We start from the raw sequence: 17,435 nt of genomic DNA on the forward strand, positions 1-17,435 counted from the left end.
AACCCATTGCACCTGGTATGGCTCAACCTGTCAAACGGCCGCGCAGGTCAGGTTGGGATCTGTTGTGACCATGGGTGATGGGCCAGTTACCCGCTGGGACAACGCCGGGAGTACCCTCAGGCAGTGATTGTCCCTGGCGGAGGTGGACATGCATAGATTCGTGGGCGGCCTACTATTCGACAGCGCCGGCCGAATCCTCTTGGTCAAACGGGCGACAACCGATCCGCAGATGGGTGGTCTGTGGTCATTGCCTGCGGGCGGGATCGAAAACGGAGAGTCCAGCGAAGAGGCACTGATCCGAGAGTTTCACGAAGAAACCGCGCTGACCATCGAGGTCGGAAGAGCTGTTGCGGTTATTCGCCGGCCGACCTGGCAGGTGGCCACTTACGAAGTCACTGTGACTGACGGAAGCCTGTCGGTCGAGCAAGAGTCTGACCTCGTCGAGGCACGATACTTCCCGATCGAAGATCTGCCAGAGCAAACAGTTCTCGAGGCTCGCGTGCCGATACTGAGTTGGTGGCTCGCATCGCGCGACAGCGTCACGGCCGAGCAACATTCCCGCGCCGTGGATGGACTCTTCTCGTCACTCTTCTACTCGTACCTGTACAACAGCCTGGAGGAGTTCTCAGATTTCGATCTGTTGCCAATTCTTAGATGGCATATAACCCGAACCCCATGGCGCAAATTCAAGTCGTCCATTCCTTTTCTACTGTCTGATATGGGTCGTGAAGCCGGGCAACATGCGGTCCTCGCGGAGCTACTGTTCTCGCTGTGGACCATCCTGGACGACCTATCCGATGACCGCCAGCAACGTTACGGAACCGAGACAGCTCACGTCAGATTTGGCCGTGCCCGCATCATCAATGGGCTGTTCGGCGCTATCGAGTCGCTGCACAAGGTGATCCGCGAGCGATTGGGCCAAGAACTCGCCCAGGATATTCTGCATGCACTGATGACCTGCCGGGCGGGTCAAGCTGCCAGGCTCATGACACGGTTCTCTGATGCGAATGCCTATCTCGAAGCATCGGTCGACCGAACCCGGTTCTTGGGTGTGTCCTGGCGCGCATGCCTCCGAGCGGCAGGACGGTGGCCGGCCGGCGATGCTCTCTACAAATTTCACTGCCGAACCGCGCGTTTCGGGCAGCTACTTAATGACTATTTCGACCTTCGGACTGGCACGCTGCAAGACTTCAAGCAAGGCGTGTACAGCTACTACGCGTTCAGACTGGCAGTCAAGGTTGACGACAAACAGTCAGTCGACGAACTATGGAGCAGGCATGACGAAAAGAACGCCGTCGACGACGTTCGCCACCTCCTTGAACAACATGATGTCACCGAAACTGTCCGCGGCGACGCTATGACCATGCTGGAGACATTGATCTCAGCTGCCCGCGAGCTTTTAGTCTCACCCGACGAACAGGACGTACTGATCGGATGGTTGGAACAATCTCTCTTCAACACTCTGCCACCCAGCCAGGCGGCGGAACTGAACTATAAACCCGAATTCACCAGGTTCCTTGACAGCTTCGAGCGCCTTTGCGCAAAATTGGCCTAGATCAATCTCAGCCGAAAGGGCACGCCGTGGGCGCCGCAGTCTTGAATGTCGCCTTGAGCGTCCTCGCTGGCATCATCGTGGCCGCCCTGGGGCTCGCGCTGTTCGACACGGACAAGCTGCGTCGCCGTATCGCGAATCGATTTGGCCTGAACCTGGGGCGATCATATCAGAGAATCAACACTCGAACTCAGGTCATTAACAACTTCAATGCCATCTTTGTGCAGGACGTCAGCGATCACATTGGCCGGATACTGCTGATGTCTCATACCGGCGGATACCCGGAATTCGACCCATTTACCCGGCTGCTGGAGATCTCCGGACACAGCAACCTTGAGATCCACGCGGCGATCACCGAGCAGACCATCCGGGCATACTACCGCGAACGGCCGGAAGTGCTTCGAGGAATCGTGTCATCACAAAGCGTCAAATTATACACTTTCGCCGACCTCACGCCGTATCGATTTCGGATCGGCATCAACACCCATCTTGGAGTAGGCTTCTTCTGCGCCTACTACGGGCATACGGATAATCGAGTCGAGCTCGAAGGGATCAGATCCGAGAACCCGACCATGATCGCCGCCATCGAGGCGATGTTCTGGGGCCTGCTTCGCCGAGGTCAACAAGTTACATCCGACTGGCTGAGAGGACTCGAACAAGGCTCAGACAGCAAGTCATAGCCTAGTGGCCGAACTGCCCAGCCTCGGCCGCTTCGCCACATCCACGATGCGCCCGAGCTGCTCGCGCATCACTCGCGCTCCACCAACGTGCCGGCGCAGCACCGCCTCTTTGATCACGACATGTAGTCGTGGCGCACGTCTCCGTCCACTAGTTCTTGCCGAGCCAGGCGGAACTTGACCAGTCGATTGACAGTTGGGCGCTCTCGATCCGGCTGATGGTGGCGCGGCTCAGCCCGGTCCTCTGGGCGGCAGGGTCCATCGTGCGGAGGCCCGCGGCCACCCGAAGATCGCGCAGCTGGCGACCAAGCTGCCGTCGCCTGGTGGCCGGGCCTGGTTCGGCAAACCCTTTACGTCCGAAGTGGAGGGTCAATGTACAGCAGTGGCTTGGTCGTCGGGTCGTGGGTCGACATCGGCGACGGCCGCCCGATCCGGTTCGAGGTCGGCGGCAGCGGTGTGGTCTACGTGACGTGCGGTCGCAACTCCGAAGAGAGCTTCCAGCTCAGCTTCGACCCCGAGGCGTTGCGCGAGTTCCTGCGCCTGGGCTCTGACGCCTTGCGGGAGATGGACGCGATCCATGCCCGGGAGCTGGCCGAGGACGAGCCTGTTTGACGCGCTCTTGACATCGGCGGGCGCTGAGGATCAGTCTCTACCGCATCTAAAGGACTGGTCCTAGCCCATTGGGAGCGAGGAGGCGGCCGTGACGACAGACAGCCCGCAGACCCGGACCACACCGACTCCCCCGCCCGGCGACGACGAGAAACGGCTGCACGAGCTGGGCTACGCGCAGGAGCTGTCCCGGCGCATGTCCGGGTTTTCAAACTTCGCGGTCTCGTTCACAATCATCTCGATCCTCTCCGGTTGCCTCACCCTGTACGGGTTCGGGATGAAGACGGGCGGGCCGGTGATGATCGTCTGGGGCTGGCCGATCGTCGGACTGCTGACGCTCGTTGTCGGCCTGGCCATGGCCGAGGTGTGCTCCAGCTACCCGACCGCGGGCGGCCTGTACTACTGGGCGGCCAAGCTGGCGCCGTCGAACGGCCCGGCGTGGTCGTGGTTCACCGGCTGGTTCAACTTCCTCGGTCAGGTGGCGGTCACCGCCGGCATCGACTTCGGCGCGGCGTTCTTTCTCAACGCCTTCCTGGACCTGCAGTTCGGGTACGCCGCGACGCCAGGCCACACCATCCTGCTGTTCGGAATCATCCTGGTGCTGCACGGCTTGCTGAACACGTTCGGCGTGCAGCTCGTCGCGCGGCTCAACGACATCAGCGTGTGGTGGCACGTGTTCGGCGTGCTGATCATCGTCGGAGCGTTGGCCTTCCTGCCCGACAACCACCAGTCGGCCTCGTTCGTGTTCGGCGAGTTCGTCAACAACACCGGCTGGAGCTCCGGCCTGTACGTGGCGCTGCTCGGCCTGCTGCTCGCCCAGTACACGTTCACCGGCTACGACGCCAGCGCGCACATGACCGAGGAGACGCACGATGCCGCGCGCTCCGGTCCCCGCGGCATCGTGATGTCGATCGTGGTGTCGCTCGCCGCCGGCTGGGTGCTCCTGATCGGGCTGACCTTCGCCATCCAGGACTACTCGGTGGAGGGTGCCTCCGCTGCCCCGCCGGCGCAGATCTTCATCGACGCGATCGGTTCCACCGGCGGAAAGCTGCTGCTGCTCATCGTGATCGGCGCCCAGTTCTTCTGCGGCATGTCCTCGGTGACCGCGAACTCCCGGATGATCTACGCGTTCTCCCGGGACGGCGCGCTGCCCTTCTCGTCCTTCTGGCACCGGGTGAACAAGCGCACCCGCACGCCGACCAACGCGGTCTGGCTGGCAGCCGCGGGCGCGTTCGTGCTTGGCTTGCCGTACCTGTGGAACGCCACCGCGTACTACGCCGTCACGTCGATCGCGGTGATCGGGCTCTACATCGCCTATGTGCTCCCGACATTCCTCCGGCTGCGCAAGGGCGAGGAGTTCGTGCGCGGGCCGTGGCATCTCGGCCGGTGGAGCCGTCCGGTCGGAACGGTCGCGGTCGTCTGGGTGTGCGTGATCACTGTGCTGTTCATGCTGCCCCAGGCGAGCCCGGTAACCAGGGACAGCTTCAACTACGCGCCGGTCGCCGTGCTGGTGGTGCTGGGCTTCGCCGGGATCTGGTGGCTGGTGTCCGCGCGGAACTGGTTCACCGGCCCGAAGGTGCAGGGCAGCGCCGAGGAGTTGGCCGCGATCGAGCGTGATCTCGGCTCAGTCTAGGCGGTTGAGAAACCGGATGGAGCGGGTCGGCCAGGCCGCATCCGCCGGCCGTGGCGAGGCGTTGCCGGCGCGGACGGCATGTGCGGCCAGCAACCCGGCGACGGCCTGGCTGTTGACGATCTCACCGGCCAGCACCATCCGGACCGCCTCACCGAGCGGGAACCGCCGGATCTCCAGATCCGCCTCCTCCTCGCCCATCTCCTCCCTGTCCACAGTGGACAAACCGGTGGCGAGGTAGACCCGGACCGTCTCGTCGGTGAACCCGGGCGAGCTGGTCAGGTCCACCAGCACCGCCCAGTGCTCGGCGGCGAGCCCGGCCTCCTCCACCAGTTCCCGCCGGGCGGCCTCGAGCGGGTCCTCGCCGGCGTGGTCGATGAGTCCGGCCGGCAGCTCCCAGAGCCGCCGGCCAACCGGATGCCGGTACTGGTGGATCATGGTGACCTGGTCGTCCTCGTCCAGGGCCAGGATCCCCACCGCACCGATGTGCTCGATCACTTCGCGCCTGGCCGCCTTCCCGCCGGGCATCACGACCTCGTCCTCGCGCAGCGCGAAGATCCGTCCCACGTAGATGTCCCGAGTGGACACGACCTCGAAGACGTGGCGCTCTTCTTCGCTCACCGCCCGGCCCCGGCCGCGCTGGTGACCGACTGCTCGGGCAGCACGACGGGAAGCCGCTCGGCCGCGCGGTACTCCACGGCGGCCTTGACGAACCCGGCGAACAGCGGGTGCGGCCGGGTGGGCCGGCTCTTCAGCTCTGGGTGCGCCTGGGTGCCGACGAAGAACGGGTGCACGTCGGTGGGCAGCTCGACGAACTCGACCAGGTGCCCGTCCGGGGACACGCCGGAGAACACCACGCCGGCCCTCGCCAGCCGGTCCCGGTAGGCGTTGTTGACCTCGTAGCGGTGCCGGTGCCGCTCGGAGACCTCCTTCGTCCCGTACGCGCGGGCGACCGCGGAGCCGGAGGCGAGCTTGGCCGGGTAGGCGCCGAGCCGCATGGTGCCGCCCATGTCCCGCTCGCCGGCCACCACGTCCTGCTGGTCGGGCATCGTGCTGATCACCGGGTGCTTCGTGGTCTCGTCGAACTCGTCGGAGTTCGCGTCCGCGAGCCCGGCGAGGTTGCGTGCCATCTCGATCACCATGCACTGCAGCCCGAGGCACAGCCCGAGCGTCGGGATGCCGTTCGGCCGGGCGTAGGCGATCGCCCCGATCTTGCCCTCGATGCCGCGCACCCCGAACCCGCCGGGGATCAGCACACCGTCCACCCCGGACAGCGCGGCCGCGGCGCCGGCCGGCGTCTGGCAGGTGTCCGACGGCACCCAGACCACGTCGACCTTGGCCCGGTGCGCGAACCCGCCGGCCCGCAGCGCCTCGGTCACCGAGAGGTAGGCGTCCGGCAGGTCGACGTACTTGCCCACCACCGCGATCCGCACCGTCTCCTTCGGACTGTGCACCCGGTCGAGCAGGTCGCCCCACACGGTCCAGTCCACGTCCCGGAACGGCAGGCCGAGCCGGCGCACCACGTAGGCGTCCAGCCCCTCGCGGTGCAGCACCTTCGGAATGTCGTAGATGGACGGTGCGTCCGGCGCGGCCACGACCGCGTCGGTGTCCACGTCGCACATCAGCGCGATCTTGCGCTTGAGCCCGTCGGGGATGTCGCGGTCGGCCCGGCAGACGATGGCGTCAGGCTGGATGCCGATGTTGCGCAGCGCAGCCACGGAGTGCTGGGTGGGCTTGGTCTTCAGCTCCCCGGACGGCGCGAGGTAGGGCACCAGCGAGACGTGCAGGAAGAAGCAGTTGTCCCGGCCGACGTCGTGCCGCACCTGCCGGCAGGCCTCCAGGAACGGCAGCGACTCGATGTCGCCGACCGTGCCGCCCACCTCGGTGATCACCACGTCCGGCGCGCGCCCGGTGTCGTCCGGCTCGGCCATCGCCCGGATCCGGGACTTGATCTCGTCGGTGATGTGCGGGATCACCTGGACGGTGTCACCGAGGTACTCGCCGCGGCGCTCCTTGGCGATCACCGTCGAGTACACCTGGCCGGTGGTGACGTTGGCACTGCCGGTGAGGTCGCGGTCCAGGAACCGCTCGTAATGGCCGATGTCCAGATCGGTCTCGGCACCGTCGTCGGTGACGAACACCTCGCCGTGCTGGAACGGGTTCATCGTGCCCGGATCCACGTTGAGGTAGGGGTCGAGCTTCTGCATCGTGACCCGCAGACCACGGGCGGTGAGCAACTGGCCGAGGCTGGACGCGGTGAGCCCCTTGCCCAGCGAGGAGGCCACGCCCCCGGTAACGAATACGTGTTTGGTCGTCCGTGCTTGCAAAGGGGCTCCCCGTGGCGTCAATCCTCGTGCCCGACCGTTCCCGGCGGCACCGTTCAAAGCGGGGCGTCCCGCCTGCCTTTCCACGGGGTTTCACGCTAACACGTGCACAAACCCTCGCGCACGGAAGACACGCCAGTTCACCCCCGCCAGGATCCCGCGAGTCGGGATCCCGCGAGTCGGGATCCCGCGAGTCCCCAACTCAGGCACGCGAGTTCCCACTTCGGGCACGCGAGTTCTGGCTTCCAGCGCGGCGCCCAGCCGGCCCGCCCGCGCGAACCGCGAACTCATGTGTCTGAAGCGGGGACTCGCGTGCCTGAACCGGGGACTCGCCGGATCCCCGTCAGGTGGGTGGCAGGCCGGGGGCGGCGGCTTGGGCGTTGCCGGCGGTGCCGTAGCGGCCGGACTTCTCGTCGAGTTGCTCGCGCAGGGCGAGGAGGGTGACGACGCGGCCGGCGGGCGTGTCCACGTTGTCTACTGTGGACAGGATCTGGGTGGCGGCGGTGTCGGCGCGGACCACGCCGAGCGGGCCGGTGCCGTCGGCCGAGCCCGCACCGCCGGCGAGCACCGTGCCGGCGCCGGAGCGGTCGACCTGGGTGGCGAACCGCGCGATCGTGGCCGCCCGGTCGCCCACCGCGTCGCCGCGGATCGCGCCGCCGGTCAGCACGACGGCGAGCTGCGCCGGCTTGAGACCCTCGGCGGCGCGCACGAAGCCGCCGTCGGTGAGGCCGGCGAGCGCCGCGGCGGTCTCCTCCGCCGAGGCCTGCGGCCGGTTGTCCGCCTTGCTGATCAGCAGCAGCGGGCCCAGCAGCCCGCCGGCCAGCGTGCCCGGATCGGTCACGGTCGGCAGCTGCACCCCGGCCGGCAGCAGCCGGGTGGCGATGTCCTTGAGCGCCTCGGCCCGCGCCGGATCCGCGAACGCGTCGGTGAGCTGCAGCTCCCCGGTGACCGTCGCGCCGGACGCGGTGACCAGCGTCCTCACCGCGTCCCGGTCGGCCGGCGCGGCGTCCGCGGTGGTGATCAGCACGACGGTCCGCCGGTCCAGCAGCCCGCGCACGGCCAGCGGACCGACCGTGGCGGCGAACCCGTCGGCGTCGCGCAGCCGCGCGGCCTGACCGTTGCGCTGCGCCTCCAGCTCCGACACCTGCCGCACCAGGTCGCCGTTGTCGCTGCTCAGCCCGCTCAGCAGGGTCCGGCTCAGGGTGGTCGAGCCGAGCACGACGCCCATGGCGAGCGCCAGGAACACCGCGGCGATGGAGATCAGGTGGTACCGCATGGAGATCACGTGAAGAGCCCCTTGATCCAGGAGACGAAGCCGGCCCAGGTGTCCGCCGCCCAGTCCAGGTAGACACCGCCGACGCCGGACACGGCCAGCGCCACGACCACCGCGACCAGCGCGGCGAGGATGAGCAGCAGCACCGCGACCACCGACACCCGGTTGCGGTGCAGCGCCGCGACCGCCGCGCCGTCGACCAGCCGGCTGCCGAGTTTGAGCCGGGTCAGGAACGTGGACGGGTTGGAGCCGGAGCGCCCGCGGTCGAGGAACTCGCCGAGCGTGGCCTGGAAGCCGGCGGTGACCACCAGGCTCGCCCCGTGCGCGTCGGCCAGCAGCAGCGCCAGGTCCTCGGCGTTGCCGGAGGCCGGGAACGTGACCGCGCCGATGCCGAGGTCCTGGATCCGCTCCAGGCCGGGCGCGTGGCCGTCGAAGTGCGCGGGAATGACCACCTCCGCTCCGCAGCGCAGGGTCTCGGTGGAGATCACGTCCGGGTCACCGACGATCACGTTCGGCCGGTAGCCGAGCCGGTGCAGCGTGTCCGCCGCCGACTCGACCGCGATCAGCACCGGCCGGTGCTCGGCCAGATAACGCTTGAGCGCCTTGACGTCCTCCGCATGCCCGGCGCCCGGCGCGACCACCAGCACCTGGCGGTGCCGGATCGGCGCGCGCAGGTTGGGCACGCCGACCCCGTCCAGGATCAGCGTGCGCTCCCGGCGCAGGAACTCGATCGTGTTCGCGGAGAACGCCTCGAGCTGGGCGGACATCCCGGCCTTGGCCTCCACCATGAGGTCGGCCACGGTCTCCGCGGTGTGCTGGCTGCCCCGCGCGACCTCCCGCTCGCCGGCGTAGACCACGCCGTCGTGCAGCCGCAGCCGGAACCCCTCCTTGATCGTCCGCAGCGCGTCCGCGCCCACCCCGTCGATCAGCGTGATCCCGGCGCCCACCAGCATCTCCGGGCCCAGGTTCGGGTACCGCCCGGAGATCGACGGGGACGCGTTGACCACACCGGCCACCTCGGCCTGGATCAGCGCGTCCGCCGTGGCCCGGTCGACGTCGACCTGGTCGAGGACCGCGATGTCCCCGGGCCCGACCCGGCGCAGCAGCGCCTCGGTGCGGCGCCCCACCCGGGCGATTCCGACCACGCCCGGCAGGCTTTTGTCCGATCTGGCCAGGAGGCCGCTGAGCTTCATGAGGCTGATGGTGACAAATGGACGGCGATTGATCCGTATGCCACGCCGATCGGCGTGTCGTTACCCCAATTGGATCTTGACCTGCGCGGCGTGGGTCAGGAGATCGTCAACCGGCCACTGGTCGTAGGCGTGGCTGCCGTGCTGGTGCGCGATCACCCGGCCGTCCGGGGCGATCAGGAAATCGGCCGGAAGCCCGAGCCGCCCGCCGTCCGGCCTTGTCTTCGGGGCGGGTTTGCGCCGGCGCAGCACCGCGGGCAGATCCCGGGCGATCCCGCGCACGACCGCCGGCCAGGCGCGCGGGTTGAGCAGGGCGCGCGGGCCGGGCTCGACGCCGAACTCGGCGTAGAGCCGCTGGCCCGGATCGGCGACGACCGCGAAGGGAAGGTCCGCGGTGTGCTCGCGCAGTTCCTCCGCGGTGGAGTGGAACAGCACGACCTCGCGAATACCGGCCGCCTCGATCTCGGCGTGCCGCCGCACGACCGAGCGCAGGTGCAGATTGCACACCGGGCACCCGGCGAACCGCCGGAACTGCAGGTGCACCAACCGTTCCGGGTCCGGCACCCGGATCGCCGCACCCATGACGGTGACCAGCTCACGCATCCCGACCCGCATCTGACTTCTCTCCTCGTAGGCGTATGTTGTACGCCTACAACGTTATGCGCGTAGGGTGTACGCTGTCAATCCGTGCCCCGCCCGAAGTCCCTCACCGAAGCCGAGATCGCCACGGCCGCGCTCGCCGTCCTCGACCGCGACGGCCTCGAAGCGCTGTCCATGCGCACGATTGCGGCCGAGCTCGGCCTGAGCACGATGGGCCTCTACCGCTACGTCACCGACCGCGAGCAGCTCGAGGGCCTGGTCGTGGACCTCGTGCTCAGCGCCGCCGACCCCGAGCCGCCGGCCCGCGGCACCTGGCAGCGCCGGCTCACCGTCCTGGTCGAACGGCTGCGCACCGCCGTCAGCGCCCACCCCGCAGTCGTGCCGCTGCTGCTGACCAACCGGCACACCTCCATGCGGCTGGCCCGCTGGGGCGAGTCCGTGCTCGCGGTGCTCACCGACGCCGGCTTCACCGACCGCCCTCGCGTCATCGCGTTCCGCGCCCTGGTCGGCTACGTGACCGGCGCCCTGCAGGTCGAGCACCTCGGCCCGCTCTCCGGCCCCGGCACCAAAGCCCTCGCCGAGCTACCCCGAACCGAGTACCCGCACATCACCGAGAACGCCCGCCTCGCCCAGCGGATCACCCCCGACGAGGAGTTCCGCGGCGGCCTCAGCATCCTGCTGCGTGGCCTGGCGCCCTAGCGGGTTCGCTTGCGGCGGTTGGGTTTGTGGCCGTTGCGCTTGTCCTGCTCGGCGACGGCGAGGAGTTCCTCGGCGTGGGCGCGGCCGGTTTCGGTGGAGTCCATGCCGGCGAGCATGCGGGCCAGCTCGACGACGCGGTCGCGGTCGTTGACGGTGCGCACGTCGGCGCCGATGACGCCGCCCATGGCGCGTTTGTCGACGACGATGTGGCGATCGGCGAACGCGGCAACCTGCGGCAGGTGGGTCACCACGATCACCTGGTGGCTGCGGGCCAGGCGGGCCAGGCGGCGGCCGATCTCCACCGCGGCACGGCCGCCGACGCCGGCGTCGACCTCGTCGAACACCAGGGTCGGGACCGGGTCCGCGTGCGAGAGGACCACTTCGATGGCCAGCATCACCCGGGACAGCTCACCGCCGGACGCGGCCTTGTGCACGGGTAACGGCTCCGCGCCGTCGTGCGCGCGCAGCCACAGCTCGACGTCGTCGGCGCCGTCCGGGCCGGCGTGCACCAGCCGCCCGCCCACGGCCAAGGCGTGCGGGTCACGCTCGTCGGTGGGGCGCGGCCGGACGCCCACCTCGATCACCGACTGCGGCATGGCCAGCCCGCCGAGTTCCTCGGTGACCGCCTTGGCCAGCTCGTCCGCAGCCGCAAGCCGTTGTACCGTCAGGGTTTCCGCGTGCCCGGCCAGCTCACCGGCCAGCTCGTCACGGCGCCGGGCCAGCTCGGCCAGCGCCTCCTCGGAGGTGTCCAACCCGGCGAGCCGCTCGGTCGCGGCGGCCGACCAGGCCAGCACGCCGTCCACGTCGGCCGCGTACTTCCGGGTGAGCTGCTTGAGCTCGGCCTGCCGGGCGAGCACCTGCTCCAGCACCGCCGGGTCGGCGTCCAGCGTCTCCAGGTAACCGGCCAGCTCGGTGCCGACGTCGGCCAGCAGCATGGACGCCTCGGCCAGCCGCGGCTCCAGCTCGCGCAGCCGTGGATCCTCGGCGGCGCCGAGCCGCCGGCGAGCCTCGGCGATCAGCCCGAGCGCGCCCGGCGCGTCCGGGTCGCCCTCCGGAGAGCCGGTCACCGCGTAGGCCGCGCCGCTCGCGGTCTCCCGGAGCTGGTCGGCGTCGGCGAGCCGGCGCGCCTTCGCGGCCAGCGCCTCGTCCTCGCCGGGCTGCGGGTCCACCGCCTCGATCTCGGCGAGCCCGTGCCGGAGCAGGTCGGCCTCCCGGGCCAGCTCCCGGGACCGCTCGGTGCGCTCGGTCAGCTCGGCGCTCACCCGCAGCCACTCCTCCCGGGTGGCCCGGTAGGCGGCGAGTGTGCCGGCCACGTCCTCGCCGGCGAACCGGTCCAGCACGGCCCGCTGCTCGGCCGGACGGAGCAGGCGGAGCTGGTCGTTCTGCCCGTGCACGGCGATGAGCTGCTCGGAGAGCTCGGAGAGCACGCCTACCGGGACCGACCGGCCGCCAAGATGGGCACGAGAGCGCCCGTCCGACGTCATCGTGCGCAGCGCGATCAGGCTGCCGTCCTCCTCCGGATCGGCGCCGGCCTCGGCGGCAACGCGCGCCGCGCTGCCGCCGAGCGCCTCGAACCGGCCCTCCACCACCGCCTTGGGCACGCCGCTGCGCACCCGGGAGGTCTCGGCCCGGCCGCCGGACAGCAGGGACAGCCCGGTCACCACCATGGTCTTGCCCGCCCCGGTCTCCCCGGTCACCACGGTGAATCCGGGATGGAGCTCGAGCGTCGCCTCGTCGATCGCGCCCAGCCCCTGGATGCGCATCTCGGCCAGCACACCCGCACCTTATCGGCTCGCCGTGACGAAATCCGGCAACCATCCACAGGCCACGCCGGGCTACTTGGACCGCCAGCCCTGAACAGGCAATTCGAACTTGCGAACGAGGCGCTCGGTGAACGTGCCCTGGCCGAGCCGGACGAGCTTCACGGGCTTGTGGCCGCCGCGCACCTCGACCCGGCCGCCCGGCGGGATGTCCACGGTGCGGCGCCCGTCGCAGCAGAGCACGGCCGGGTGGCCGGCCGGGTCGACCTCCACCGCCACCACGGAGTCCGGCGACACCGCCAGGGAGCGCGAGAACATGGCGTGCGCGTTGCTCGGCACCACCAGCATGGTGCGCACGTCCGGCCACACCACCGGCCCGCCGGCGGAGAACGCGTAGGCCGTCGAGCCGGTCGGCGTCGCGCACAGCACCCCGTCGCAGCCGAACGAGGACACCGGCTGGCCGTCCACCTCGATCCGCACGTCCAGGATCCGCTCCCGGCTGGACTTCTCCACGCTGGCCTCGTTGAGCGCCCAGTCCTCGGCGATGACCCGGCCGTTCAGCGTGGCGGTGACGTCGACGGTCATCCGGTCCTCGACCCGGTACTCCCGGCGCACCACATGGGCGACGGCGTCCTCGAGGTGGTCGGAGTCGGCCTCGGCGAGGAACCCGACCCGGCCGAGGTTCACGCCGAGCACCGGCACGTCCATCGGCCTGGCCAGCTCCGCCCCGCGCAGCAGCGTGCCGTCCCCGCCGAGCACGAACACCAGCTCGGTGCCGTCCGCCGCGGCCGGCCCGCACGGCACCACCCGGTCGAAGCTGGACCGGTCCAGCACGAGGGCCTCGTCCTCCAGCACCCGGAGCCGGATGCCGGCCGCGGCGAACCAGGCGGCCGCCTTCTCCGCGGTGAGCCGGACATCGGGCCGGCCGGTGTGCATCGCCAGCAGGACCTCACGCTCTGTCACTGTGCTCCTCGTTCGCTCCCGCTCACTGGGGCCCCTCTCGGACTGCCTGGTCGACCATCGCGGCCATATCTTCGTGCCCCAACGGTTCACCACAACGAAGCCACGCGAAATATTCAACGTTGCCCGCTGGGCCCGGCAGCGGGCTGGCGGTCACCCCGAGCACGCGCAAACCCCGCTGCGCGGCCGAGCTCAGCACCTCGAGCACCGCCTCGGCACGCAGCCCCGGATCCCGCACGACACCGCCGGAGCCGAGGCGGTCCTTCCCCACCTCGAACTGCGGCTTGATCATCGGCAGCAGGTCGGCGTCCGGGGTCGTGCAGGCGAGCAGGGCCGGCAGCACCAGACGCAGCGAGATGAACGACAGGTCGGCGACGATTAGCTCGACCGGGCCGCCGGTCTGCTCCGGGGTCAGCGTGCGCACGTTCGTCCGGTCCAGGGTGACCACCCGGGGATCGGTGCGCAGCCGCCAGTCCAGCAGGCCGCGGCCGACGTCGGCGGCGACCACCGCACGGGCCCCGGCGCGCAGCAGCACGTCGGTGAACCCGCCGGTGGACGCACCCGCGTCGAGGCAGCGCTTTCCTTGCACGGTCAGGGTTTCGAACGCAGCCAGGGCGCCGAGCAGTTTGTGCGCGCCGCGCGAGGCCCAGCCCGGGTCGTCGCCTTCGGTCACGGTGAGCGGCGCATCCGGCTCGACCGCTGTCGCCGGCTTGCTGGCCACCGTGCCGCGCACCGTGACCCGGCCGGCTCCGATCAGCTGCGAGGCGTGCTCACGGGAGCGGGCGAGGCCCCGGCGAACCAGCTCGGCGTCCAGCCGCGCCCTCCGCGGCACGGCTCATTCCCTGTCGATCGCGGACAGCGCGACGTTCAGCGCCACGTGCACGGCGTCGAACCGGGCCACGTGCTCGGCCACCGGCAGCTCGTCGAGCTCGTCCAGGCCCGCCACCGCCTCCTCGATCGCGGCGATCGGGCTCGTCCCGTCTGGCTCCACCTGCATCCCTTCACGCTAGCCGATGGCGATTCTCCAACTCGGGAATGTTGGCCCCTGCCGTGGGTCGCCCCGGGCGGTGGGTCACCGGGACCACTCCTCGGGCAGACCGTGTTCCGCTGGGGGCAAGCCCCCAGACCCCAGTTCCTCGGGCCCACCTCGTCGCGGTGGGCCAACTCCCTCGCCCGGCATTCCGCAAGCTTCATGCCGGCAGCCCAAGCTCGGACAACGCCGCCCGCGCCGGGTCGTCGTCGCCGCGCACGTCCGGCCCGGTACCCGCGGCGGCGAGCGCACGCAGCAGGGCCAGCGGATCGACCGGGCCGTCTCCGCGCCACCGCACGGAGTTCCCGTCGACCTCCCAATCCGGCTGCGGGGCGATCTCCAGCTCCGAGGCCCGCCCGGTCAGCGCGGACACGTCGGCGGCGAGGTACCGCGGCAGGTGCGTGGTGCTGAGCAGATCCGCCGGCCGCGACACGCCGCTCAACACGAACAACGCGTCCTGCCCGGCGGCGGCGGCACCGTCGATGTCGGTGTCCAGCCGGTCGCCCACGACGAGCGGGTTGCCGGCCCCCGCCGACCGCGCCGCCCGGTCCAGCAGCGGGCGTTCGGGCTTGCCCGCCACCACCGGCCGCCGGCCCGTCGCCGCGCTCACGGCCGCCACCAGCGACCCGTTGCCGATCATCTGCCCGCGCTCGGTCGGCAGCGTGGTGTCGACGTTGCACGCCACCCACAGCGCCCCCGCCCGGACCGCGAGCGCGGCCTCCGACAGCTCCCGCCAGCCGAGGTCCCGGGACAGCCCCTGCACCACGGCCACCACATCCGGGGCGGCCTCGGCAACCGGCCGCAACCCGACCCGGCGCACCTCGTCGGCCAGCGCCCCGGTACCCACCACCAGAACAATGGCGTCCGGTGCCAACCGCCCGGCCAGGACGTCGGCCGCCGCCTGCGCACTCGTGCAGATCTCCGCCGGCTCGGTCGCGATGCCCAGCTCCACCAGCTGGTCGGCGACCTCTCGCGGCGACCGGGCGGCATTGTTCGTGACAAACCGGACCGCCGTGCCCGCCTCCCGGGCCGCGGTCACCGCGCCCGCCGCCCCCGGCACCGCCTCAGCCCCCCGGTACACCGTGCCGTCAAGATCCAGAAGCACCGCGTCGTAGAGGTCCAGCAGCCGGTCACTCATCGGCGGCGGCATCCGGTTCGAGCGCGCCGGGCGGCTCGGTGTCGAGGGTGGCGCCGAGCTCGACGGCGCGCTCGGGGGCGTCGGTAAGCTCGTCGTCGTCGGCCTCGGCGGCGTTGAGGAACCAGCGGATGGCGTCCTCGGTGCGGCCGGCCGCCTGGAGGTTGTCGGCGTAGGCGTAGAAAAGCCGGGCACTCCACGGATCGCGCCGGCGCGGGTCGAGGTCGGGCCCCTGCAGGGCGACGACGGCCGCGTCCAGCTGCCCCAGGTCGCGACGCGCACCCGCGGCCACGATGCGCAACTCCGCCGCGGTCGCCGGCGCCACGTCCGGCCCCGCCTCCGCGGCCAGATCGAGGGCCCGCTCCGGCCGCCCCAACGCCCGCTCGCAGTCGGCCATCACCGCCAGGTGCGTGTTGCCACCCGACATCCGCCGCACCGCCCGCAGCTCGCCCAGGGCCTCCGCCCACTCACCCGCGTGGTAGGCGGTCAACCCGGCCGCCTCCCGGACAATGGCTACCCGCGCCGCCCGGCTCCGGGCATACCGGGCATGCTCCAGGGCCCGCTCCGGCTCCTCGTCGACCAGCATCCCGGCGGCCACCAGGTGCCGCCCGACGATCTCCGCCAGCCCCTTCGACAACCCCCGCAACTCCCGCCGAGCCTCGGCATCCAGCGCGGAATACTCGGCCCCCTCGGGCAACTCGGGCCCGGTATCCCGCGGCGCGAACTCCCGCTGCTCGTCCCCCCGGACACCCGCCCGCTCTCCACGATCTCGCCCAGTTCCCTCACGCCGGCCCGAGAACCCGCCCCGATCCCGTTCGTCACGGCTTCGCCCGCCCGCGTCACGCCCGCCCGGGAACTCGCCGCGATCTCGCTCACCACCGCGCGACCCGGCACGGTCGCCACGGTCCTGGCCGGCTGCGTCGCGCCGGTCCTGGAACCGGCCGCCCCGCTCGGCGGGGTTGCGGAATCCGCCGCGATTCTGGTCCCGGCCCGGCCGGCCGGCGCGCTCGCCGCGATCGTTTCCGCCGGTCTGACGACCGCCCGGGAAGGTACCGCCACCCCGTTCGCCGGACCTTCGAAACCCGGTGCCGTTGCGGGCTTCGTCGCGTGGCCGGTTCCGGTCCCCCGGTTCGCGACGGTCGCGGAAGTCTCCGCGGGTGCCGGGCTTCTCGTCCCGAGGCCGGTCGTCCGGGTCACGGCGCGGGCGAAAGGCCGGGCGGTCGTCGGAATTCCGGTTCTGATTCGCCGCGTCCCGGCGGTCGCGGAAGCCGGAGCGAGACCCCGATGTGTCTGGGCGGCCGCGGAAACGATCCGGTGGGGTGCCGCCCGTTCGGTCGGAGCCGCCGCGGCGGTCGCGGAACCCCGGATCGCGCGGCTCCCGGCGGTCCGGTTCGCGGCGGCTGCGGAACCCGCCCTGCTCGCCGGCGTCCCGCCGGGCGCGGAAACCGCCGGTGCTCTTCCGGTCGCGGAAACCGCCGGGAGCGGAGGTGCGGTCGCGGTTTCCGCTGGGGTCGCGGCGATCCCGGCCGGTGTCGTCCTGGCGGTCCCGGGACCCGTGCCGGAAGCCGCCGGTTCGCGGAGCGTTGCCGTCGCGGTCGGGGAACCCGCCTCGGGCGGTCCCGGGGTCGCGATCCCGGGAGCCGCGGGGCTGGTTGCCGGACTCGCGGCGGTCGCGGAAGCCGCCGTTGCGTGCGGTGCCACCGCGCTGCGGCTTACCGAAGCCACCGGTACGCCGGTCGCCGGCATCGCGGGCGCGGAACCCGCCGCGGGACGGGGTGTCGGAACGGCCGCGGGATGTGGGCCGGCCGGCACGCCGGTCCCGGCTCGAGCGGTCGTCCGAGCCGCCGTTGCCGGCGCCGGTGGGCGGCTCGGGGTCCGACACCTGATCCTCCTAGTACACCTGGTTGGGCTGATCCCCAACGTACCCGTGCGTGTCGGGACAGCCGCTGGTCCCCTACCAAGGCCGATCAGGCTGGGGCGGGTGGAGCTGGCACCG

17 protein-coding genes and 1 pseudogene are annotated in these 17,435 nt (G+C 70.6%); 5 read left to right on the forward strand and 13 right to left on the reverse strand.

The window, feature by feature from the left end:
* Window positions 1–160: 160 nt before the first annotated feature.
* Both VGR06_RS17835 and VGR06_RS17840 read left to right on the forward strand, forming a co-directional pair.
* Window positions 161–1,555: an NUDIX hydrolase gene (locus VGR06_RS17835; RefSeq protein ID WP_327560211.1), complete on the forward strand. Its 1,395-nt coding sequence runs from the start codon at window positions 161–163 to the stop codon at window positions 1,553–1,555.
* A 26-nt stretch (window positions 1,556–1,581) separates the two neighbouring features.
* Window positions 1,582–2,232, forward strand: coding sequence for a hypothetical protein (locus VGR06_RS17840; RefSeq protein ID WP_327560212.1), 651 nt, complete (start codon window positions 1,582–1,584; stop codon window positions 2,230–2,232).
* Here VGR06_RS17840 and VGR06_RS17845 read toward each other — a convergent pair.
* Together VGR06_RS17845 and VGR06_RS43925 are read right to left on the reverse strand one after the other, a co-directional pair.
* Window positions 2,227–2,367, reverse strand: a pseudogene (locus VGR06_RS17845) (Scr1 family TA system antitoxin-like transcriptional regulator); the annotation flags it as partial. The gene VGR06_RS17840 and the pseudogene VGR06_RS17845 overlap by 6 nt on opposite strands.
* 13 nt (window positions 2,368–2,380) lie before the next feature.
* Window positions 2,381–2,602 (reverse strand): helix-turn-helix domain-containing protein, encoded by a 222-nt coding sequence (locus tag VGR06_RS43925; protein ID WP_414637291.1) that lies wholly within the window; start codon window positions 2,600–2,602, stop codon window positions 2,381–2,383.
* Between VGR06_RS43925 and VGR06_RS17850 the strand changes: the two genes are divergently transcribed.
* Both VGR06_RS17850 and VGR06_RS17855 read left to right on the forward strand, forming a co-directional pair.
* Complete coding sequence (locus VGR06_RS17850; RefSeq protein ID WP_327560213.1) at window positions 2,602–2,841, forward strand: hypothetical protein; 240 nt, start codon at window positions 2,602–2,604, stop codon at window positions 2,839–2,841. The genes VGR06_RS43925 and VGR06_RS17850 overlap by 1 nt on opposite strands.
* A gap of 193 nt (window positions 2,842–3,034) precedes the next feature.
* Window positions 3,035–4,471 carry an amino acid permease gene (locus VGR06_RS17855; RefSeq protein ID WP_327560228.1) on the forward strand — a complete coding sequence of 479 codons (1,437 nt, stop codon included), beginning with the start codon at window positions 3,035–3,037 and terminating at the stop codon, window positions 4,469–4,471.
* Here VGR06_RS17855 and VGR06_RS17860 read toward each other — a convergent pair.
* From VGR06_RS17860 to VGR06_RS17880, 5 genes are all read right to left on the reverse strand, one after another.
* Window positions 4,463–5,089 carry an NUDIX hydrolase gene (locus VGR06_RS17860; RefSeq protein WP_327560214.1) on the reverse strand — a complete coding sequence of 209 codons (627 nt, stop codon included), beginning with the start codon at window positions 5,087–5,089 and terminating at the stop codon, window positions 4,463–4,465. The genes VGR06_RS17855 and VGR06_RS17860 overlap by 9 nt on opposite strands.
* Complete coding sequence (locus tag VGR06_RS17865; protein ID WP_327560215.1) at window positions 5,086–6,795, reverse strand: CTP synthase; 1,710 nt, start codon at window positions 6,793–6,795, stop codon at window positions 5,086–5,088. The genes VGR06_RS17860 and VGR06_RS17865 overlap by 4 nt, the downstream gene beginning before the upstream one ends.
* 340 nt (window positions 6,796–7,135) lie before the next feature.
* Entirely contained in the window at window positions 7,136–8,077 is a 942-nt protein-coding gene (locus VGR06_RS17870) for a copper transporter (RefSeq protein WP_327560216.1), read from the reverse strand.
* The gene (gene steA / locus VGR06_RS17875) at window positions 8,074–9,258 is read right to left on the reverse strand and encodes a putative cytokinetic ring protein SteA (protein ID WP_327560217.1); all 1,185 of its coding nucleotides are present in this window, start codon (window positions 9,256–9,258) and stop codon (window positions 8,074–8,076) included. Before steA ends, VGR06_RS17870 begins: the two co-directional genes overlap by 4 nt.
* 60 nt (window positions 9,259–9,318) lie before the next feature.
* Complete coding sequence (locus tag VGR06_RS17880; RefSeq protein WP_327560218.1) at window positions 9,319–9,870, reverse strand: peroxiredoxin-like family protein; 552 nt, start codon at window positions 9,868–9,870, stop codon at window positions 9,319–9,321.
* Window positions 9,871–9,942: 72 nt separating this feature from the next.
* Here VGR06_RS17880 and VGR06_RS17885 point away from each other — a divergent pair, with 72 nt between their 5' ends.
* Entirely contained in the window at window positions 9,943–10,554 is a 612-nt protein-coding gene (locus VGR06_RS17885; protein WP_327560219.1) for a TetR/AcrR family transcriptional regulator, read from the forward strand.
* Here the strand turns inward: VGR06_RS17885 and recN are convergent.
* The 6 genes from recN to VGR06_RS17915 form a co-directional block, all read right to left on the reverse strand.
* Window positions 10,551–12,317, reverse strand: coding sequence for a DNA repair protein RecN (recN, locus tag VGR06_RS17890; protein ID WP_327560229.1), 1,767 nt, complete (start codon window positions 12,315–12,317; stop codon window positions 10,551–10,553). The two genes, VGR06_RS17885 and recN, sit on opposite strands and share 4 nt — an antisense overlap.
* A gap of 72 nt (window positions 12,318–12,389) precedes the next feature.
* Window positions 12,390–13,277, reverse strand: a complete 888-nt coding sequence (locus tag VGR06_RS17895) for an NAD kinase (RefSeq protein ID WP_327560220.1) — start codon at window positions 13,275–13,277, stop codon at window positions 12,390–12,392.
* A 22-nt stretch (window positions 13,278–13,299) separates the two neighbouring features.
* A complete protein-coding gene (locus VGR06_RS17900; RefSeq protein WP_327560221.1) occupies window positions 13,300–14,106 on the reverse strand; it encodes a TlyA family RNA methyltransferase in 807 nt (268 codons plus the stop codon).
* Between the two features lie 3 nt (window positions 14,107–14,109).
* Window positions 14,110–14,271, reverse strand: a complete 162-nt coding sequence (locus tag VGR06_RS17905) for a hypothetical protein (RefSeq protein ID WP_327560222.1) — start codon at window positions 14,269–14,271, stop codon at window positions 14,110–14,112.
* 193 nt (window positions 14,272–14,464) lie between these two features.
* The gene (locus tag VGR06_RS17910) at window positions 14,465–15,442 is read right to left on the reverse strand and encodes an HAD-IIA family hydrolase (protein ID WP_327560223.1); all 978 of its coding nucleotides are present in this window, start codon (window positions 15,440–15,442) and stop codon (window positions 14,465–14,467) included.
* Window positions 15,435–17,321 carry a hypothetical protein gene (locus tag VGR06_RS17915; RefSeq protein ID WP_327560224.1) on the reverse strand — a complete coding sequence of 629 codons (1,887 nt, stop codon included), beginning with the start codon at window positions 17,319–17,321 and terminating at the stop codon, window positions 15,435–15,437. The genes VGR06_RS17910 and VGR06_RS17915 overlap by 8 nt, the downstream gene beginning before the upstream one ends.
* Window positions 17,322–17,435 lie beyond the last annotated feature (114 nt).

Origin of the sequence: Actinophytocola sp., assembly GCF_036002505.1 — a bacterium.
In the GTDB taxonomy this organism is placed as follows: Bacteria; Actinomycetota; Actinomycetes; order Mycobacteriales; family Pseudonocardiaceae; genus DASYTH01.